The 18,845-nt window shown below is 56.4% G+C and carries 13 protein-coding genes; 8 read left to right on the forward strand and 5 right to left on the reverse strand.

Translation table 11 applies throughout. The features are described from left to right. Nucleotides 1–109 precede the first annotated feature (109 nt). Nucleotides 110–505: a hypothetical protein gene (locus DLM45_RS15155; RefSeq protein WP_181337911.1), complete on the forward strand. Its 396-nt coding sequence runs from the start codon at nucleotides 110–112 to the stop codon at nucleotides 503–505. A 305-nt stretch (nucleotides 506–810) separates the two neighbouring features. Further along, nucleotides 811–2,229 (forward strand): hypothetical protein, encoded by a 1,419-nt coding sequence (locus DLM45_RS15160; RefSeq protein ID WP_181337912.1) that lies wholly within the window; start codon nucleotides 811–813, stop codon nucleotides 2,227–2,229. Between the two features lie 56 nt (nucleotides 2,230–2,285). On the opposite strand, the gene DLM45_RS15165 is transcribed toward DLM45_RS15160, so the two are convergent. Beyond that, the gene (locus DLM45_RS15165; RefSeq protein WP_181337913.1) at nucleotides 2,286–3,602 is read right to left on the reverse strand and encodes a tyrosine-type recombinase/integrase; all 1,317 of its coding nucleotides are present in this window, start codon (nucleotides 3,600–3,602) and stop codon (nucleotides 2,286–2,288) included. 666 nt (nucleotides 3,603–4,268) lie between these two features. Between DLM45_RS15165 and DLM45_RS15170 the strand changes: the two genes are divergently transcribed. The 3 genes from DLM45_RS15170 to DLM45_RS15180 all read left to right on the forward strand — a co-directional run bounded on the left by DLM45_RS15170 (nucleotide 4,269) and on the right by DLM45_RS15180 (nucleotide 8,150). Continuing rightward, entirely contained in the window at nucleotides 4,269–5,249 is a 981-nt protein-coding gene (locus tag DLM45_RS15170; protein WP_181337914.1) for a hypothetical protein, read from the forward strand. A 232-nt stretch (nucleotides 5,250–5,481) separates the two neighbouring features. After that, nucleotides 5,482–6,774 carry a metal-dependent hydrolase family protein gene (locus DLM45_RS15175; RefSeq protein WP_246317665.1) on the forward strand — a complete coding sequence of 431 codons (1,293 nt, stop codon included), beginning with the start codon at nucleotides 5,482–5,484 and terminating at the stop codon, nucleotides 6,772–6,774. 332 nt (nucleotides 6,775–7,106) lie between these two features. Further along, on the forward strand, nucleotides 7,107–8,150 hold the full coding sequence (locus DLM45_RS15180; protein WP_181337916.1) for a glycosyltransferase family A protein: 1,044 nt from the start codon (nucleotides 7,107–7,109) through the stop codon (nucleotides 8,148–8,150). Nucleotides 8,151–8,165: 15 nt separating this feature from the next. On the opposite strand, the gene DLM45_RS16705 is transcribed toward DLM45_RS15180, so the two are convergent. Then, the gene (locus DLM45_RS16705; RefSeq protein WP_181337917.1) at nucleotides 8,166–9,824 is read right to left on the reverse strand and encodes a sulfatase-like hydrolase/transferase; all 1,659 of its coding nucleotides are present in this window, start codon (nucleotides 9,822–9,824) and stop codon (nucleotides 8,166–8,168) included. Between the two features lie 367 nt (nucleotides 9,825–10,191). Between DLM45_RS16705 and DLM45_RS15190 the strand changes: the two genes are divergently transcribed. Continuing rightward, entirely contained in the window at nucleotides 10,192–12,243 is a 2,052-nt protein-coding gene (locus tag DLM45_RS15190) for a VPS10 domain-containing protein (RefSeq protein ID WP_181337918.1), read from the forward strand. A 32-nt stretch (nucleotides 12,244–12,275) separates the two neighbouring features. Here DLM45_RS15190 and DLM45_RS15195 read toward each other — a convergent pair whose 3' ends face one another. The 3 genes from DLM45_RS15195 to DLM45_RS15205 are packed head-to-tail and all read right to left on the reverse strand — an operon-like array spanning nucleotide 12,276 to nucleotide 15,902. Beyond that, nucleotides 12,276–13,412, reverse strand: a complete 1,137-nt coding sequence (locus tag DLM45_RS15195) for an NAD(P)/FAD-dependent oxidoreductase (RefSeq protein ID WP_181337919.1) — start codon at nucleotides 13,410–13,412, stop codon at nucleotides 12,276–12,278. Then, nucleotides 13,413–14,609 carry a glycosyltransferase family 2 protein gene (locus DLM45_RS15200; protein WP_181337920.1) on the reverse strand — a complete coding sequence of 399 codons (1,197 nt, stop codon included), beginning with the start codon at nucleotides 14,607–14,609 and terminating at the stop codon, nucleotides 13,413–13,415. It lies immediately after the preceding gene. Nucleotides 14,610–14,633: 24 nt separating this feature from the next. Continuing rightward, complete coding sequence (locus tag DLM45_RS15205; protein ID WP_181337921.1) at nucleotides 14,634–15,902, reverse strand: glycosyltransferase; 1,269 nt, start codon at nucleotides 15,900–15,902, stop codon at nucleotides 14,634–14,636. Between the two features lie 362 nt (nucleotides 15,903–16,264). On the opposite strand from DLM45_RS15205, the gene DLM45_RS15210 reads away from it, so the two are divergent. After that, nucleotides 16,265–16,672: a hypothetical protein gene (locus DLM45_RS15210; protein WP_181337922.1), complete on the forward strand. Its 408-nt coding sequence runs from the start codon at nucleotides 16,265–16,267 to the stop codon at nucleotides 16,670–16,672. 93 nt (nucleotides 16,673–16,765) lie between these two features. Further along, nucleotides 16,766–18,757 carry a GumC family protein gene (locus DLM45_RS15215; protein ID WP_181337923.1) on the forward strand — a complete coding sequence of 664 codons (1,992 nt, stop codon included), beginning with the start codon at nucleotides 16,766–16,768 and terminating at the stop codon, nucleotides 18,755–18,757. Nucleotides 18,758–18,845 lie beyond the last annotated feature (88 nt).

Below are 18,845 nucleotides of genomic sequence, written 5' to 3' on the forward strand. Positions count from 1 at the left end.
TGAGGTTTACCATCTTTACATTGCTCATGCAATCGTATATGAGATATTTAATTGGTGCGAATTGAGCGGTAATTGTGCTGCACAATAACGATTAGAGTCAGGTGTTCAAATGCCCATATTCGAAGCGAAAGTAATTCCCACAAAGTCGAAGTTCACCAGCGAATTAAATCCATACGATCCAGACGATGCCGAGGAAATGAATCGTCGGGTCTTCGGTGCCGAATACCGCACGGACCGCCAAGGCAATCCGGTTGATGAATCGAGGGGCTCCGACGCGTTCTGGATCTCAGATGCCCAACTTCCACGGGACCCGCTGAGGGCACAGGAGCTTCAGCGGAAGATCCTTGAAACTGCGCGATCACATCTCGCGATGATCCGGCAGTACGGACCGACAGGGCACTGCGCGCCGTCGAGCCACTTCTCATGGCAGTTCGACGCTGATCAGGAGCGCGACCGCATCCAGGCGTTACGTGCCGTTGCTGGATTGAAGCCGCTGCCGATCTGATCGAGAAGGCCGCGCGAGCGGCCGATTGGATGCTCTGCCGGATTTCACCTCCCGTGGTTTGCCGGCATCGAGCGAGCCCGCTGCATCGACACAATGCGGCGGGCTTTTCTATGCCAGCGTGACGTTCACGAGCGCGGAGCGGCTGCGGCGGATGCTTGCCAGATCGCAAAGCGTGCTCAGCCTGTCATTGAAGTCCACGGCATCAAGCGCTGTCACGCCGTGCGATAAGAATTTGTCGCATCATCCGCATGCGGTATAATAGGGAATAAAAAAATCGGCGTTTCCAGCGGGTGGGGGGCGGGAAAATGAGATTTTCAAAACATTTTGGGTTGGGCAAGTCGCAGCCCGAACTTGATTTCGTTGATATCGATCCGATGCGTGATACTCGGCTCTTCATCGATCCTTATGCAATCGAAATCAAAGATGATGAATGGTCTGGAACATGTGGCGATCACATTAGGTCATTTTTTCAAGAGGTACTTGATGCCCTGAAAGCGGGCGATACTAATCGAGCCGAGTCGTTGGTTTCTCACCTTCATGAACCAAGAGAAACATACTTAGGTTTATCCAAAGGGCGTCCCAAAGGGAGGGGCGTTGGGGATGAACAGGGCGGGTTGCTTTTAAACGCCTTGCGAAAGAGTCGAGCGGTCGCGACTGGGGTTTTGTCTGATCTAGGTGAGGCGGAACTATTTGTAGCTGGGATCGGTCCAGATAAGGTATCGGATTTGACGACGAATATAATTCGTGGACCATTGATCAAGTATACCAAATCTCAATGTGACCTGCACGGTGTTCTCACGAAGAGCGTTGCGCATCAGCCCGCATGGAACGTGCGAACATCACGATGGGAATCGGGCTACGCTTGCTTGCCTGTGATAAGGGGCAAGCCAGTTTTGCTTGTGCCGAAGTATTCGGTAAGGCGTCGACTGTCATTGGACAGTCAGGAATTCTACAACCACCACATGATCAATTATTTGCAAAGTGAGTATCAACTTGGGGTTGCCGGTCTAACCCACGTTTTCAGGAAGAAAATCACCAAGAAGGACGTAAAGGCCACTCATCCCTTTATCAAGGATGAGCTTGCAAAATTTGTCAGCCAACATCCGGAGGTCTTGGATCGCTATAAAGAACTCAAGGGAGCGCAAGGTGCGCTCGGAATTGAAGACTTTGAAAACGACTTCGACGCTGCTGCGTTTGCTCAGGTGCTAAAGGTTCAGTTGCAAAATTGTCCAACTGGGAGCGGTTACGCGAGCAACTATCATTCTTTGATGATCGGTATACTCACCTTCCTTTTTTATCCGCATCTAATCTATCCAATTAAAGAGAAGGAAATTCATGAGGGCAGAAAGAGGGTGGACATCGTGTTTACAAACGCCGCTATCGATGGGTTTTTTCACACAATGCTAGTCGCGCCGCAAACGCGCAGCACGCATGTGCCAATTGAATGTAAAAATTATACTTACGATATTGGAAACCCTGAATTTGATCAAATTAGCTCAAGGTTTGGCCACCAGCGTGGTTTTCTCGGTTTTCTCACTTGTAGAACCGATGGTCGCCGCGAAAAAACTATCCAAACTTGCCGCGATACAGCTAGCGATGGGAGGGGATTTGTAATTGTCCTCACAGATAACGACCTAGTTAAGTTGCTCGACTTCGCTGGCTTGGAAGATCAAAAGGCTTTTAAACGATATTTGCAGCGGCGTTATGATGAGCTCGTGTTGTAAAATCGCGGGCACGATTGTTTCAATGACAGATACGTTGCATGCCGTGTGCAGAGCATCTAATCCCACTTCAATCCTGATGGCTTGCGGCCGTCGATAATTTCGAGAAGCCGCTTTTCCCAAAGCTCCAACGCGCGGCGCTTCTCCGGCAGGAAGTCGTAAGTCGAATAGATATCGTTGGCCAGGGTCGCGCGCATGTCGCCGGTATGGTGGAGGATGTGGCTGCGGTATTCGCTCGGCACGCCCATTGCTGCGAGTTGATCCACGATCAGCCCGCGCATGTCATGCAAGCGGACGTTTTCCGCGATGCCTAGGTCCGCTTTCAACTTCCGCAGCGCATGGGACGGCGTGTGCCGCGAGATGGAGAAGTCACCTTGGCGGCCCTTGGCGCGCTTCGATCCGTCGCCGGGGAACAGGAAGGGCGACGTGCCAGCCTCTGCGATAGCCTCGCGGATGATCTTTTCGGCCAGGGGCGGTAACGGCACGCGCTGATCTTCGCGGCTCTTATTGCCCTCGCGCGTGCCGGGAATGAACAGGTTCGCGTTATCTCCGAACTCGACTTCGGACTTCAGCACGCCGACGAGTTCGCTGATGCGTTTGCCGAGCAGCACGGCGAGCTTGAACACCCGGCGGGTCTGCGGGGCCATGAATTCGCGTTTCGGCTTGGCGCGCACGCCATCGGCGGCCAGCCACAGCGTCTTCAATTCGTCGTTGGTCGGCGGGCGGTTCTGACGGCCATCGGGGTGCTCATCGGGTACGGGCTGCTCGATGCCGAACGTGGCATCGCGGTCCACATACTCCTTGGCGAGTGCATAACGGCACACTGAGCGTATCATCTGCAACGCTTTGGCCGCCTGCAGGCCGCGGTGCCCCATCTTGGCGTTGGTCGAGGCTGTGCGGACCTCTTCGACCTTCGCTTTGACCGTGGCCTTGTCGAGCAAGGCCATTTTCACTTTGCCGATGCGGTGCTCGACGTGTGTCTTGAATAGGCGGTCATACTCGCTTCGTGTTCGGCTTCGCAGTGTGCGCGCACGGCCAGGGTGTTCGAGCCATTCCCGGTATACGTCCGCGAATGTCATGGTCGCTGCGGCACGCTTCTCTGCCTGAGCCCGAGGGTCGGTGCCGTCCAGTTGGAGCGTGGCCAGCAAATCGCGTGCTTTTTTGATCGCGTCGCCTAGTTCGACCGTTTGGGCATCGCCAATCGTGTGCCACTTCTTTTCAGTGCCGCGATGTGGCCGGTAGCGAATTCGCCATGATCCGCGGCCACCGCCAAGCACCGCTAGGTGCAGTCCCGGAACGCCAGCAATCTGGTAGACAGCGCGCTCGCCTTTGAGGCGAGACTTAACCGTCAGGACGTTGCACGCGATCTCGGGCATACAACTCGGTACGCTTAAGATCGGACGATTTCAATCAATCCCGTGTCCCAATGGTGTCCCGGTTTGCGTGACTTCCTTCGACTCTTCACGTCGCGTTATGTCTCATCAAAACTTTGTAAATCTTTGGTCTATTGGTTTTTTGAGAGAGACGCAAAAAGAAGATGAGAGTCGCGAAAAGACAGGAAATTACAGTCTGGGGGACTGGGGGTCGGAGGTTCAAATCCTCTCGCTCCGACCATTCAATCAAAGACCTAAGTTGCCATCACTCATTGCTGAGTTCTTGCCGTGTCCCAAACGGGTCCCAGTCGACGATTTTTGTCGAGAGTTCGCGGCTCGCAGATCATTCCGGTCACGAGAACTGAACAAGTGACTTTGTGAGTGTGACGGTGGCATGCGCCGCTCGTCCCACGAATTCGCCAGCCAATTCGGCCGTATACTGAGTTTCAAATGCTCTCCGCTGAAGCAAGCGCGAAAATTCCCGTGTCATCGCGAAGGGTAAAACACAGATATTTCAGTATGCGTCGTTACGCATGAATTAGCAGATGGGCAGGGGGAGTGAGAGACCCGTGCAAAAGCCTTCGTTCCTGTAATCATCTGTGGACGGATATATTGTGCATTCCCTGGCGCGCCATAATCTAAGCTGGCTCGGCCAGGGAGTATTCACGGATGCGCGACAGCGACAGGCTGCTTTTGTGTTCGCCGATCGGCGGATTAAACGACACTCTCTGCCAGATTGAAAAATGCAGGAGATACGCCAAAGCATATGACCGTACGCTGATTACTGACACCGTGCGGACCGGCTTGATGGGCCACTTCACAGATTACTTCGAGTTTTCAGATTGCGATGAAAAGATCATCCCATGGGTGTCTGCGGACTGCATCGAAGCGCTCAACGCACTTGATTGTCGACCGCCGGAAATCGCCGGCCGCTTTGGAAAGTATGTTCCCAGGTGGGCAGGTTGCGGAAAGAACCACGTTGATCAACTGACCGGTGCGCAACTTTCCTTTGATTTCGCTTGCGATCACCCGGAACCGTTACTCGTACATAGCCAAAGCGGTGGCGGTTCATATTCGCAATCTCTGCTTTCTCACATCAGGTTTTCCGCGCCAGTTGCTCGCGCGATCACCGATGCGCTGCGCGACATTGAACCCGGCTATGTGGGGATTCATATCCGTCACACCGATCATCAGACGGACTACAAGATGTTTCTTGCAGCGCTCGCCCCGCGGCTGATACGCAAGCGCGTCTTGATTTGCACTGACAATCGCGACGTGCGCTCCTACGCTATGGACGCGCTGAAATGCAGCTATCCGTTTTTTGTGACGGAGCTGCCCGATCAGGCAGGCAAGGCGCTGCATGTCTCTAAAAACTACACCAGCGATGACGACAGGCGCCAAGCAACGGTGAACGCGTTCACCGACCTCGTTGCACTTGGGATGGCTGACGCCGTTCATTTTACGACCGTTTCGGCTGGATGGCCGTCCGGTTTCTCGAGCCTCGCAAAGTTTTTGAGCGAGAACCAAAGCGTTCTCACGTCACTCCTCGGTCAATCTGATCTTTCCGGTTTACCGGCACGCAGGACCGCGCGGCGGTATGGAAGGATAATGCGCGGCTTACGAATTGCCCGGGATGCGCTGCATATCTGAGCGGTCAAAGATGATCATTACAGGCCAATTTCAGTATTAGGGACGATGTTTCGGGCTGGGCCATGCTGAGAAGTCCGATTAACTCATGGAGCATCAGACACGGTTTTAAGTGGTAACGATGCGCATGGAGGTCTAGTTTTCCTTCGCGGGCTAGATGCGAAAGAAGGAACACTCCATGCCTTTTCGGATGGCTTTCGTCGTTTCTCTTCTTTGTATTGCCGCTTCCGCTGCGATGGCTAATCCGCCTGCGGGTGAAACGCCCGCCGCTACGCTTTTTGAGAATGTCCGCATTTTTGACGGTAAAAGCGAAACGCTTAGCCCCGCGATGAATGTGCTCGTCCGTGGAAACACCATCGAGACGATCTCCAAGGATCCAATCGAGGTTGAGAAAGGCGCTTCGACAACGGTTATTGCAGGCGACGGCCGGACACTGATGCCGGGCCTGATCGACGCGCACTGGCACGCAATGCTGATACGTCCTGACCCCGCTCAGGCTATCAACGGTGATGCTGGGTACAACAATATTGTCGCTGGAGATGAGGCTAAAGATACGCTGCTGCGCGGCTTCACGACGGTTCGCGATTTGGGCGGACCTGTATTCGGGCTCAAACGAGCGATCGATGAAGGTGTCATCAGCGGTCCGCGCATTTATCCTTCCGGCGCCATGATTACCGTTACAAGCGGGCACGGGGATTTCCGCCAACTTTCTGAGCTTCCGCGAAAGCTGGGCGGCACGCTCAGTCGCATGGAACAGCTTGGTGGCAGTATGGTCACCGACAGTCCGGACGAAGTGCGCGTGCGCGTCAGGGAACAACTGATGCAGGGCGCGTCTCAGATCAAGCTCACGGCGGGCGGAGGCGTATCCTCGCCGTTCAGTCCCATCGACGTTGTGACGTTCACCGACGCGGAGCTTCGCGCAGCCGTTGAAGCGACGACGAACTGGGGAACCTACGTTTGCGCGCACGCCTTTACGACGGCTGCCGTCAGAATGTCGATCGCCGCGGGTGTGACGTGCATCGAGCATGGCTTCCTGATGGACGAAGACACGGTCAAACTCATTGCGGAGAAAGGCATTTGGCTGAGCTTGCAGCCGCTTCCCGAGGAGCTGCGGACAGGCTTTCCTGTCGGGTCGATCCAACGCATCAAGGCGGATAAGGTCTGGCCGGGTATCAGTCGGACGTACGAGTTCGCGAAGAAATACAAGGTCAAGACGGCGTGGGGCACCGACGTTCTGTTTTCTCATGCGTTGGCGAAGCGCCAAGGCGCAATTCTGGCATCACTCAAGCGGTGGTACACGCCTGCCGAAGCGCTGATCATGGCGACCGGAACCAATGCCAAACTCTTGGAGATGTCTGGCGAGCGCAATCCTTATCCCGGCAAGCTGGGGGTGATTGAGCAGGGCGCGTTTGCCGACTTGCTGCTGGTCGATGGAAATCCGCTGGAGAACATCGATCTCGTCGCCGATCCGGATAAGAACTTCGTCGTGATCATGAAAGACGGAAAGATTTACAAAAACTCGTTGTAGGGTTGTTTGGGGCTGAAGCAGCTCGCGTTGACGATCGTTCCTGCGGCTTCCGTCTGTCCATCGGCTCGTCTGTCAGCGGCGGTTTTGGGGAAGAATTAAACCTAACGAGATGAACCTTTTTCACCTCGGACGTTAACGTGACCGACGCATTCGGCCCTGCCACAGAATTTGCATTTGGAGAGAGCGCCCCTTCCAGGAGTTCGTTTTCGATGCATGCCGCTGCTCCATCCAAGGTTTCATTTCGGAACGCGGGTTCTGATTGTTCTCAATTGGCACGGTCTCAGGCCTCTACGAACGGCCGTTCACGCTTCGTCATTTGGAGCTGATGCCAAATGAGTGGCCTTGTGATCGATATCTGCCTGTTTGCCCACAATGAAGCCGAACGGATCACCAGCGTTTTAGGTGATTTGGTGCAGCAGAGCTTACTTGCGAACGACGGGACGGATTGGCGCCTCGTTGTTATGGCAAATGGTTGCTCGGACGATACCACTGCGGTTGCTGAACGATGGAAGAGTGAACAGCCAGAACGGCTGGCGCACCGCATTGAGATCGCGACGATCCAGAAATCGGGCAAGTCCAGAAGCTGGAATATTTTCACGCATCAGCTGCTCCGCCCCGACGCTCAGCAAGTCATCTTTATGGATGCCGATATCCGGCTGGTGGACCCTCGCACCATCCAGATGATGTCCGAGAGTCTCGCGGCGCGTTCCGAGCTGAAGGTGTATGTCAGCAGGCCGGTGAAGGACATCCAATACTATAATCTGAAGGTCGGTCCGGTCGCCTGGTTGATCAATCAGGGCGGTGGCATGCTCGATGACTATCGAACGTCGATCTCAGGACAACTCTACGTTATTCGATCCGAGACGGCGCGAAGCATCACGATGCCGATCGGCCTGCCGGTTGAAGACGGCTTCCTGCGCGAGATGATCCTGACCGATCTTCTTTCGCGACCGGAAGAGATTTCACGCATCGATGGGCGAAACGACGTCTTCCATGTTTATGAATCGCTGCGCACTGTCAGACAACTTCTGCGGCATCAGACCCGTATCGTCATTGGTAGTGCGATCAATGCTGCGCTATTCGCCTCGCTGCGCCGTAAGCAGATGAGCTTCGACGAGGCGAAGAGATATTTGAGAGCCGTTGCCGACGATGAAGATTGGTTACGGACGACGCTCAAGGCCGAGCTTCCTCGTGCGCCGTTCGGATATGTTCCGTTCCACTTTCTGCACAAGCGACTGAACATAGGAAAGCGCACGGATATTCGCATGTCAGCAAAGACGCTGCTGATGACGGCGGTTGGCTTTTCGATGGATGCGGTCGTTTATGTTCTCGCGACCATCCGAATGACCAGAGGCCAAGGCGTGGGTTATTGGTGAGTGCGCACCCGGTTCTTAGTGAACTTTCAGAGCGCCAGTTTCAAATAGGCGCTCTTGAAAATCGGCGATGAGCTTCTTTTTAGGGCAGAATGAGTAACGGCCGTCGCATTCCTCGAGCAGACTAAGTCGGCTCGCGGTGGCTTCATTGAGTGGCAACTTGGCCATCATCAGCGCAATGCTGCCTAGGTATGGGATGTCGACTATCTTCTGCTTCGGCAAAGGCGGCGCTGTGTAATTGATCGTATCAAAGGCAAAATACGTCAAATACCCAATCGAAGATCGAGGGTCGCTCGACGTGCTGGATGAAGCGGCGAGGTTGCCTGTTACGATCGGCTGATGGTCGCCGTAGTGAAGGATCAGAAACTTCTTGGACGGGAAGCTTGCTTTGAGCGTCGAAACGAACGCTCGATAGTCTCTAACGGCCAACCCTACGCGCCTCAGATACTCATCTATATAAGGCGCCGATTTTGCTGTTCCGCCTGCAACGTTTTCTTCTGGCGCATAGGTGTAGTCGTAGGGATAGTGCGTTGCCATCGTCATTATGTATGTGAAGAGCGGCTGAGAACTATCAGCGAAATGCTTTTTCATCTCGGCGATGGCGTTGTTGAAATAGAAGGCGTCACGCTCGTTGAATGTCGAAGCCTTCTGCGCCTTCCGATCGATAATACGGTCGAAGCCTATCGACCGAAGGAAGCGGCCAGAGAATGCAAAACCTTCCGGAAATGGGCTCAGTTCAATGTTGGTGTAGCCGCATGATTTCAGCCATTGCGTAAGGGAGTCGCCGAGTTTCCCCGTCATGATGGCTGGCGCCATGCTTCTTACGCCGCCGAAGGCTTCCGTCGACAGGCCGGAGAAGACGGAAAATTCAGTGAGCCACGATCCCGATCCGAAGGTTTCGACGCGCAGCAAGTGCAGATCACCGTCGACCGATTTGAAGAATGGATCGATGCTGCGGTCGTATTCGATCTCACTGTAGAGGCTCGGGGGAAAGAGCGACTCTTCGTGGATCATAATAATGTTCGGAGTGTCTTCAGTTCGATTGCATCTTTCTTGATTGATGCCGGCGGCCTTTACGTTATTCGAAATACCGAAGTACGAGCGATTTTGCGCGATTCCCGTGGTTTCTCTGAGTGAGGCGTAGAAATTTGTGAGATGGCGATTCACGCTCGTAAAGTTGAACTCGGGGTGTTCACTATGTGCACTGGCCGCGGTGAAGAAAAATAGCGAGCCGATTGCTAGGATAGCAAAACCGGTGATGCGCGGGATGTACGACGTATCCCGCATATAGACGGCCGCCAACATCGCTATGATTAGAGCGGCACTTGCGTAAAGAGCGACCATGTAGTGGCGCTGATCGCTCCAGAGATACTTCTGCATATCCCAATTGGAAATCATCAAAATATCGGATGAGTGCAGCGCGATCTGAAGAATGTGATTTTTTACAATCGAGACCGTTACAACTGAAAGAACGATCGCGGCGAGAGCAAGAGAGGATGTTAACAGGCGCCCAAGGACAAGCACTAGAAGCGCGAGTATGAGTAGAGACCAACCTGCTGCGTAAAGCGAACGTTCGAATGCCAGGCAATATCCTGCGACTGCAACAAGTAGTCCGATCGCTGCAATGGAGCTAGCGCGCGAGGCCTGCAATGACTGGATCCATGCGGGTTGTCTCACAGGGGCTGTCCAAATATTTCAGTTTTATTACAGTTTTGCGACGCCTATTCGACTTCCATTCGGGCAACAAGTAGATCTTTCGATATAGTCCGGGCGGGCGGCCGATAATCTGTGCAGCTCTGCTGCAGAGCGGAATCCGGGCGTGATGGTTGCGCGGCGAGATAAATTCCCGTTGTGCTTTTTCGTGCAAGATCAAACGCCGGTGGCCGATGTTGCGGGGCGCATGGGATTAAGCTCGAAACGGAATTCGCAATCGTCGGCGCCGGTTTTGGTGATATGCCCGGGCGTTGATGCATCTGCTGCGGCAGCGGTTCTCTCGCGGATGCGAGATGGCGCGCCGTCGAGATGCGATCGTTAGGGTGTCGCGATGCGTTGGTTTCAGGGTTTTGTTGTTTGCGTCGCTGTGATCGTGTTCAGCGGAATTGCGGGCGCCACAGGAGTCCTCTGGACGTTCGCCGGGTGGTATGGCGGCGGGTGCTACCCGAACATTGTGTTTGATCCCGTTCACAAGGGCCGGATGTATCTGGCATCGGACGTTGCCGGGATGTGGCGCAGCGATGACGGCGGGGAGCGCTGGTCGTTCATAACGCGCGGGCTCAACAATTTGACCGTTTCGATCGTCGAAGTTTCTCCAGCGAATTCGGACATTCTATTTGCTGCCACTCAAGCCGGTGTTTCGGTGTCGACTGACGCTGGCGGCCATTGGCAGGCGTTGGATAATCTCGGTGGCCGGATCGGTTTTGAAAGGCCTGCGAACTATCGCTCGATTTTGCTTGATCGTGCTGACGACAACTCGATCTGCGTGGGTACTGCCAAGGGAGAGGTTTTCTGCTCTTCGGATCGCGGCAGCACCTGGGATGATCTCAAGGTTCCGCCCTCGGCGGGCAGCGGACCGGTCGTCTCATTGCAGCGTCTGATGGATGCGTCCGGGCTGATCGCGGCGCGGGCCGACGGCGTTCACATCTTTCACTCGGCGACGCGCTCTTGGACTTCGGCGACGCCTCTGCCGAAAGTCACGGATCTTATTCCGTTCGAAGAACGGTTTCTTGCTGCGAGTGACGGCGCCATTTGGGAGTCGGACGGTAAGGGCGAGCGTTGGTCGCGTATTCCAAGCGTGCATCCGAGTTCGATATTCCGTATTGAATACAGTGCGTCCGCGAAGCGCGTATATGCCGTCCAGAACAAGGATTGGAGCGGCAAAGTTTTCTATTCGAATATGGATCTGAGTTCGTGGCGTGCGACGAGCGGACCATCGGAAGGCGATATTCATGCCGATCCAACGCGGTCCTGGGCCGGCACGCAAGGCGCGATCACGTCGTTGAAGGCGTCGCCGTTTGAAGCGAACGTGGTTTTCCGTACGGACTGGTGGGGTGTGTGGCGTAGCCAGGATGGCGGCGAGACCTGGCAAGAGAAAATACGGGGAACTCCGAATACGGTCGGGACCGATATTGTCGCCCATAATGATCAGACAGTCTTGGCGGCGACGATGGACAATGGGCTTCTTGGAAGTCATGACGGCGGCGCGTCGTTTACGGCTCTCTTTCCATCGACCGGCTACAAAGACGATGAGAACGGGCACGTTTGGCGCATCGCCAGCCCATCGGTGAACCGCATCGTTGCGACGTCGTCGCCTTGGAACGCGCCGATAAATCAGGTCTTGCTCAGCGAGGATGGTGGCAAGACGTTCGAGAAGATACGCACCGGCTTGCCGGACAAGCGGCCTGTCATCAATACGCTTTGGGATCAGGGGTATCCGCGCGTGCTGGCGATCGACCCGCGAAATGACAAACGCTTTTACCTCGGCATCGATGGTGATGATGGTGGCGGGCTGTTCATTTCAGAAGATGGCGCGCGGACGTGGACACGCGTTTCTGGGCGGCCGCCGTCGCTCAAATTTTACAGCGCGTTTGCCGTCGACAAAACGCAGCCAGGATATCTCTACTGGGGTATCGTCGGTGATAAGGGCGGCATCTATCGCTCGACCGACGATGGAAAAAGCTGGGTACCCGTATTTCGGCAGAGCGGCGCTGTCTTCGATATGGTGGCGGCGAACGACGGAGCGATCTACGCGACGGGAGCAATGAATGGCGGCGCCGTTTTCGTTTCGAAAGATCATGGTGCGTCGTGGACGACCGTATCGCGGTTTCCAAATACGGAGACGACGAAGGCGATCGCCGCGCATCCAACGGTTTCCGATCTCGTTGTCGTAAGCACGACCTCGTGGTCTGGAATGGCGCCGCAGCATATTTACGTCAGCGTGGATGGCGGGCGAAATTGGCGGGACATTACAGGTGATTTGCCACCTGGATCCGGCGCTGCGGCGTTGGCATTCAGCCCAGACGGAAAAACGCTGTTTCTGTCGCGTTACGCCGGAAGCGTCTACAAAATCGCGACGGATCAAATTCTCAAAGCCGAGTAGCGTACTCGTTTGTTGACGGGTTGAGAGTTTCTCTACAGCGCCTGCCGCACATGCGTGTTGCAGTAGTTGGCGATCGCAAGGCTGGACGTAAGTCCCGGGCTTTCGATGCCGTACAATGCAACGAGCCCTTGGATTCCGTGATCGCGAGGGCCGTGAATTGCGAAATCGCGGGCTGGCTCGCCCTGTCGCGAAATCTTGGGGCGAATGCCTGTATAGCTCGGGACCAATGCGCCTTCGGCGATCGATGGCCAATAGCGACGGATCGAGCGTTCGAACTCCTCACGACGTAAGCCGTTGTCTTCTTCGAATGCGTAATCGACGCGATCGATCCAGAGGACGTCGGGTCCGAAGCGGGCGTTGCCCTCCATGTCGAGGGTCAGATGCGTGCCGAGGCCGCCTTCGACCGGGACGGGATAAACGAGGTGGCGAAACGGCGTCGCGCGATTGAGTGCGAAGTAGTGACCTTTTGCGAAAAAGAGTTGCGGCGGCTGATAGGAGGGTGCGTGCGGAAGTTTATTCCCAAGCTCCGCCATTCCGAGTCCCGCAGCAACGATGAGATTGCGCGCGGTCATTGTTGTGTTTTGTCCGCCGGTCGTCATCGACATTTCGAAGATGCCGTCCGGCCTCTGGCTCACGCTTTGGATGTTGGTGCTGCGTGCGATCGTGCCGCCGTGGTCGATGAGGTCGCGTTCGAGCGCCAGTGTGAATTCGTGGCTGTCTATGATGCCCGTCGATGGAGAGAAGAGGGCTTTGACGGCAGCGATTTCGGGTTCGAGGGCATGCGCGTCCGAGCGGGATAGGACCGCTAAATCGTCGACGCCGTTCTGCTTCGCTTTCGATGCAATCACGTCGAGTGTCGGAACTTCGTCTTCGGACGTGGCGACAATCAGTTTTCCGAGCTTCTTGAAGCCGACGTCGTGTTCGCGCGCATAGGCATAAAGGCGGTTGCGGCCATCGATGCACAATCGGGCTTTGAGCGAACCCTTCGGGTAGTAAATCCCCGCATGAATGACTTCGCTCGAGCGAGAACTCGTCTCCTGCCCGAGAGCGGCGTTGCGTTCGAGAAGATAGACATCTTGACCTTGGCGGGCGCATTCGGCGGCGATTGCCAATCCGACGATCCCGCCGCCGATAATGGCGGTCTCCATGTCCGGAGCGTTGGCAGACATTTATCGGTCGCGCTCCGAACGTATCCAGGCCGCGCGGCGGCCGGCAACAAAGTCTTTTGCGACGGAGAGTTGACGCAACGCGTATTGCGAAATTTCGCGGACTTCTGCGGCGCCGATGAGATCGCGGCCGCCTTTTGCCCATGCGAGCAGCAGAGCCAGAAATGCAAGGACACCTGCGCCGAACGAAAGAATGAAAGGCAACGCGTAGCCCGTCGCTAGGAGGAGAGTTGCGGTGACGAGCGTCAAGATCACAAGCAGCGCCAACAGCAGCCCGAGCGGTGGTACGGCGATGTCGGCGGCCAGCGCTAGCAAGCGAATATCGCGTTTGCGCACCGCGCCGACGATCAGCCGCGGCACTAGGCTGATGATTGCCGAGAGGTGGCCGTGCATCCAGCGTGTCTTCTGAACATCGCGGCCGGATTCTGTCGGCGCGAAGTCGCTTGTGATTTCGGCATCGGGGCATAACGTCGGCGGATAGCCCTGCAGGGCGCATTCGACGCTGATGAGCGTGTCTTCTGTAATGTGACCGGTGGCGAGATCGATGCGCTTGAGAACGTGACGCGGAATTGCCATGCCCGAACCCGTCAGCAGGCACGGCATCCCGAGAGCGTGGTATCCGAGCGGGCGCACCTTATTTCGCACGCGCCAGGCGAATGTTGCGATCCGTTGACGGGCGGTCGCGCTTTCGTGGCTGTTCATCAGGTATATGCCCTGAACGGGTCCACCCTTTTCGGCGCAAGCTCGAGCCAGATATTCAATTGCGCTGTCTGAAAGTCTGCAGTCGGCATCTACGAAGACGATGACGTCCCGGGGATCGGATGCTTCGAGGTGCTTTACGCCTGCGTCGAGTGCGTAGCCCTTGCCGATGCGGGTGGTGTCATTTCGCTCCACGACCTCTGCACCCGCGCGGCGTGCGATGAGCGCCGTTTCGTCGGTGCAGTTGTCGGCGACAACGAGAAGCCGATCGGCACTCGAAAGCTGCTTGCTGATTTCTTCGATCGTTGCGGCGATGGCGCCAGCTTCATTGTGTGCCGGGACGATAACGGCAATGGGCGACCGCGGTGCGCTCGATGGTCGGGACGCTGGCGTGCGAAATGGCGACATCACGACTTCGAGCGCAAGTGTGAGGACGGCTACCAGCGCCGCCGCTGCAATCGTCAGCAGGATTGCGTTTGCAATGAAAAGCACGAAGGACATGTTCGGTTCCAGACCGCTCTATCGTCAGTAAGCTGAAGCTGATTTCGACAGCGCCGACGCTTGAAAGAGCGCTGCCAGCTTCTTGCATTCCGTATTGATGTTGTGCGCGTTCAGCACGCGTTCGCGCGCGATACGCCCCATCTCGTGGATTTTTGAAGCCGGTGTCGCGAGGCACGCGGCCATTGCATCCGTTAAGGCGTGGACGTCTCCAGCGGGAAGCAACCAGCCGGAGTTACCGTCCGTTACGAGTTCGGGGATGCCCGCCACGTAGGTCGTAATGACCGGGCGTTCCAACGCCATTGCTTCCATGATGACGACGGGAAGGCCTTCGGCGAAGCTCGGGAGCACGAGTGCGCGGGCGGATTCTATTTCGCGGGCGACCTGCTCGCTGCTGATCCAGCCCGTGATCGAAACGCGATCGCGCAGGTTGAGTTCGGAAATTCGCTTTTCGATATTGGCGCGCATTTCGCCGTCGCCGGCGAGGACGAGATTGATGTCCACGCCTTTCGCGACGAGGTGGCCAGCAGCCTCAACGAGCAGAAGTTGGCCCTTCTGTTCGCAGAGACGCCCGACACAAACGAGGCGGTTGGTTGGCGGCGCGGCTTCCGGCGTGGCGGCGAGAAAGCGCTCGTCTAAGCCGCAGCGAATGAGTTTGATCTTGTGCCACTGGTTTTGAGGCAGCCAACGCCAGAGCTGGCTTCGGCCATAGGAACTGATGGCGCAAGCAAAGCTCGCGTTCTGCACCTTTTCCGAAAGGCCGAGTTCGACGGGTTTGTCGAACTCTTCGGGGCCGTGGACCGTGAAGCTGTAGGGGATGCCGGTGAGCAGATGTGCGAGCATCGCGACTTCGGCGGAGTTCGTGCCGAAATGCGCATGGATGTGGTCGGTTTTGTTTTCGGTTGCCCACCGCGCAATTACGGCCGCTTCCATGAGGTATGCGATGTGGACGAAGCGGCGGCTGCTTGCCTTCCGCATCATCGAAAGCATGCGCGACGTTGCCCGGAGGAACGATCTCGGGTTCCGGAGGGCCGCCGATACGGTTGTGGTGAGGAGTGTCAGTCGGGGTTGCTGGAGGACGTAGGACGTCCGGCGTTGTTCGCTCAGATCGGCGGGGTCGACGAGGCTGGTGTCGTCCCATCCGCGGATGGCGTAGCGGGCAACGGAGATGCCCTGATCCTCAAGCGCGTTGATTTCGCGCCGGATGAAGGCGTGGCTCACCTTCGGATATTGATTGACGACGTAAGCGACGTTCGCGCCTGCCACGTGCTCGTGTCTGGATATCGGCTTGTGCATGCGGGTAATCGCCGGCCTTTGGATAGGTTTCCGATGCCCCTGCAATCCCTTTGCCAATCGAAATAGACTGACGTCGATTGATCGTCATTTAAGAGCGAACGCTGCGGCGACGCCAGAGCCTTGCTCTGCGCTCAGGTTGGATGGCGCGTTGCCTACGTCAAATTGATAGGATATTGGCCATAACGGCCTTTTGCGATTTTAAGATATATTAACGAGTGCTTAATCAGTGTCTTTCTTGGAGACATTGCTTGTTCGTCGACGGTGCAGGTTTGCGCGCCGTCTTGTATTGTGGCGTTCAAAGTAGACAGTAGGCTGTGAGCGACGTTCATTTTCCTCACCCGCGTCGGCGGTTCTCTTTCCGCATGACGGATGACAGACAGCCAGCTTCCGAGGCCGCGCACTCCGCTGCATTGGATGAGTGGCGGCGGCCCGTCGTAGCCAAGGCGCTTAAGAGCTTCGTCCGGCTCGCTATGGCTGTTTTGGCTTTCATCCTGTTAGCGCCGTTACTGATTATCATCGCAGGAATCGTCCGGCTCAGCGGGCCGGGTTCCATTTTGGTGGAGCGACAACTCGATGGTGGTCGGGCTTCCGGTGTGCTTGCCTTTCGTATCGATAATCCGAGGTCGCGTGTCGGATCGTTCCTGATTGCAACGCGTCTTGCTGAACTGCCGACGCTGTTTACGTCATTCGTTTTGCGCCGGGGTGGGCGGCCGTCTTCGGTGGAGGGTCAAGTCCGGGATTGCTGGTTCGGCGCGTTTCAACGTCGTTAACGGACCGGGCGAGGGCCCTGGCATAGAGCGTGCACGAATTCCTCGCGGTGGCTCAAGACGGGAGCCCCGATGCGATACAGCCGGAGCTGCCCAATGGAATTCGATCGACGTCTCGCGGAGGCTAATTTGCCCATCGATGTTCAGGGCGAGCAGTTCCATCGGTCCGGCGGCATCAGCCTCACCATGCTCACCGAGATGGTCCGGCGCAACATGCGGTTGCTTGCCGGTATAGCGGCCGTGGGCGTCGGTCTGATGACGCTCTTCCTGATGGTTTCGCCGAAGAGTTACACGGCGAGCGGCAGTATTCTGCTCGATTCCCGCCAGCCCAAGCTTTTCAATCTCGATGGCCTCCTGGCGAGTGGCGACGCCAATCAAGACAATATCGAAACGCAGATCGCGCTTTTGCGATCTACGCGCGTTGCCGAGCGGGTGATCGATCTTATGGAGGAGCGGGGCATTTCGCTGCCAGCCGTCGAGACGAAGGCGTCGGTGACGGATACGAGCCAGCTCAACCATAGCGCACATCTGAACGGCAAAATGCGTGATCCGAGCTTGATCGACGGCCTTCTGCGCCGTCTCAAAATCGAACGTAAGGGCCGGAGCCTCCTTGTCGATGTGATGTATTCCGATACAAACCCCGTTCGCGCGGCGGGCATCGCCAATGCGTATATGGACGGCTACATCGCCGATCAGTTGGACAGCCGGTCGGTCGCTACGAGGTCGAATAGCAAGGTTCTCAAGGAGCGGGTCGAAGAGCTCCGCGATGAACTGGTCAAGTCCGAGCAGGAGATCCAGAAGTACAAAGCTGAGAACGATATCATTGAACTCGGCACAGTGACGCTCGCTCAGCAAGAGGTTGCCAACCACGAACAGGAACTGGCAAAGGTGCGGGCGATGGCGGCGCAGGCAGATGCGCGCGTTGGGCAGGTTGGCTCGATGGCGAACGAGTTGGCGCGCGATGCCGCAAAAAGCCAGGTTAAAATCCTCGAAGCTGGTCTCGAAGACCTGAAGAAGAAGGTTCAGAAGAGTTCCGAGCAGCTTCTCAAGCTGGATGAGCTTCGGCGGGACGCCGACGCATTGAAGAAGACATACGTTGCGCTGTTGACCCGCTACCGCGAAACGCAAGCGCAAGAGAGCGCGATTTCTCCCGATGCGCAGATCGTGAACTACGCTGTAACGCCCAGCACGCCGAGCTTCCCGAAGAAGCCGCTCATGCTGGTATTGGCTGCGTTCCTGTCTCTCTTGCTTGGATCTGCTGCGATCCTGGTTCGCGAACTCATGCGGGCGAAAATCTACTCCGCGGCCGATGTCGAACGCATCTATGGCATCGCACCGTTGACGCTCGTTCCCGAGAAGCGGAGTTTTGGTCTGGATCTGGGACGAGCCGCGTTCAGCGGGTTCTCTGGCGGCAAGATCGAGCAGGCCGTGTTCACACTGCGGCGCTGGGCGGAAGGTGTTTCCAGATCTAAAAACATCGTCATTGCGGTTGTCTCGAACAAGCCCGGCGATGGGTGCAGCACGATTGCGTCGGCGCTCGCCTTCGCCGCGGCTCGCACTGGACGGAAGACGCTTCTCGTTGACGCCGACTTCCGCTCGCATGGTTTGACGCGAGCGTTTGCAAACTTGCAGGACGGTGAATACCCGTACTCCGGAACTGCACCGGGGATTATCTCTCTGGGGGAAAAATCGCCAGATTTCCGGGGCGCTACGCTCGACCAGGGTCAATCGGCACTCGACGTTCTTGATGCGCCGGTGCTTAGCAAGTTGCTCGACAAGGCTCGTCAGAATTACGAACTGACGGTCATCGATACCGCTCCGGCGGGTGACTACATCGATGCTGGTGCCGTCATCGACGTTGCCGATGGTGTCGTCGTGGTCGTGAGGTCGGGTGTTACAAATCGAAAAGCGGCGGAGAACATTATCCGTCAATTGTTCAACAGCGAGTCCAAGCCCGTTGGTATCGTGCTGAACCGGGTTGCGCGTCCGAGCGTCGAGCGGCTTCGGGATATCATACCGGACTCTTGGTGGAACGCGGTCGGCGGAAAGATCGATGCCCTGAAATCTCGCGTTCGGCCGGCGGCATAACTTCTCGGGTGATGGGCTGATTTCTCAGCTCATCATTAGCTGCCCGCGAGGACGCCCTGTCCAATCTATTGAAGAACGTTTAGCCGCC

Origin of the sequence: Hyphomicrobium methylovorum (assembly GCF_013626205.1) — a bacterium.
Lineage (GTDB): Bacteria > Pseudomonadota > Alphaproteobacteria > Rhizobiales > Hyphomicrobiaceae > Hyphomicrobium_B > Hyphomicrobium_B methylovorum.

Bases quoted from the DNA above. Each gene is read 5' to 3' on its own strand.
- DLM45_RS15155 (WP_181337911.1), top strand. From the start codon at position 110: ATGCCCATATTCGAAGCGAAAGTAATTCCCACAAAGTCGAAGTTCACC.
- DLM45_RS15160 (WP_181337912.1), top strand. From the start codon at position 811: ATGAGATTTTCAAAACATTTTGGGTTGGGCAAGTCGCAGCCCGAACTT.
- DLM45_RS15165 (WP_181337913.1), bottom strand. From the start codon at position 3,602: ATGCCCGAGATCGCGTGCAACGTCCTGACGGTTAAGTCTCGCCTCAAA.
- DLM45_RS15170 (WP_181337914.1), top strand. From the start codon at position 4,269: ATGCGCGACAGCGACAGGCTGCTTTTGTGTTCGCCGATCGGCGGATTA.
- DLM45_RS15175 (WP_246317665.1), top strand. From the start codon at position 5,482: ATGGCTAATCCGCCTGCGGGTGAAACGCCCGCCGCTACGCTTTTTGAG.
- DLM45_RS15180 (WP_181337916.1), top strand. From the start codon at position 7,107: ATGAGTGGCCTTGTGATCGATATCTGCCTGTTTGCCCACAATGAAGCC.
- DLM45_RS15190 (WP_181337918.1), top strand. From the start codon at position 10,192: ATGCGTTGGTTTCAGGGTTTTGTTGTTTGCGTCGCTGTGATCGTGTTC.
- DLM45_RS15195 (WP_181337919.1), bottom strand. From the start codon at position 13,412: ATGTCTGCCAACGCTCCGGACATGGAGACCGCCATTATCGGCGGCGGG.
- DLM45_RS15200 (WP_181337920.1), bottom strand. From the start codon at position 14,609: ATGTCCTTCGTGCTTTTCATTGCAAACGCAATCCTGCTGACGATTGCA.
- DLM45_RS15205 (WP_181337921.1), bottom strand. From the start codon at position 15,902: ATGCACAAGCCGATATCCAGACACGAGCACGTGGCAGGCGCGAACGTC.
- DLM45_RS15210 (WP_181337922.1), top strand. From the start codon at position 16,265: ATGACGGATGACAGACAGCCAGCTTCCGAGGCCGCGCACTCCGCTGCA.
- DLM45_RS15215 (WP_181337923.1), top strand. From the start codon at position 16,766: ATGGAATTCGATCGACGTCTCGCGGAGGCTAATTTGCCCATCGATGTT.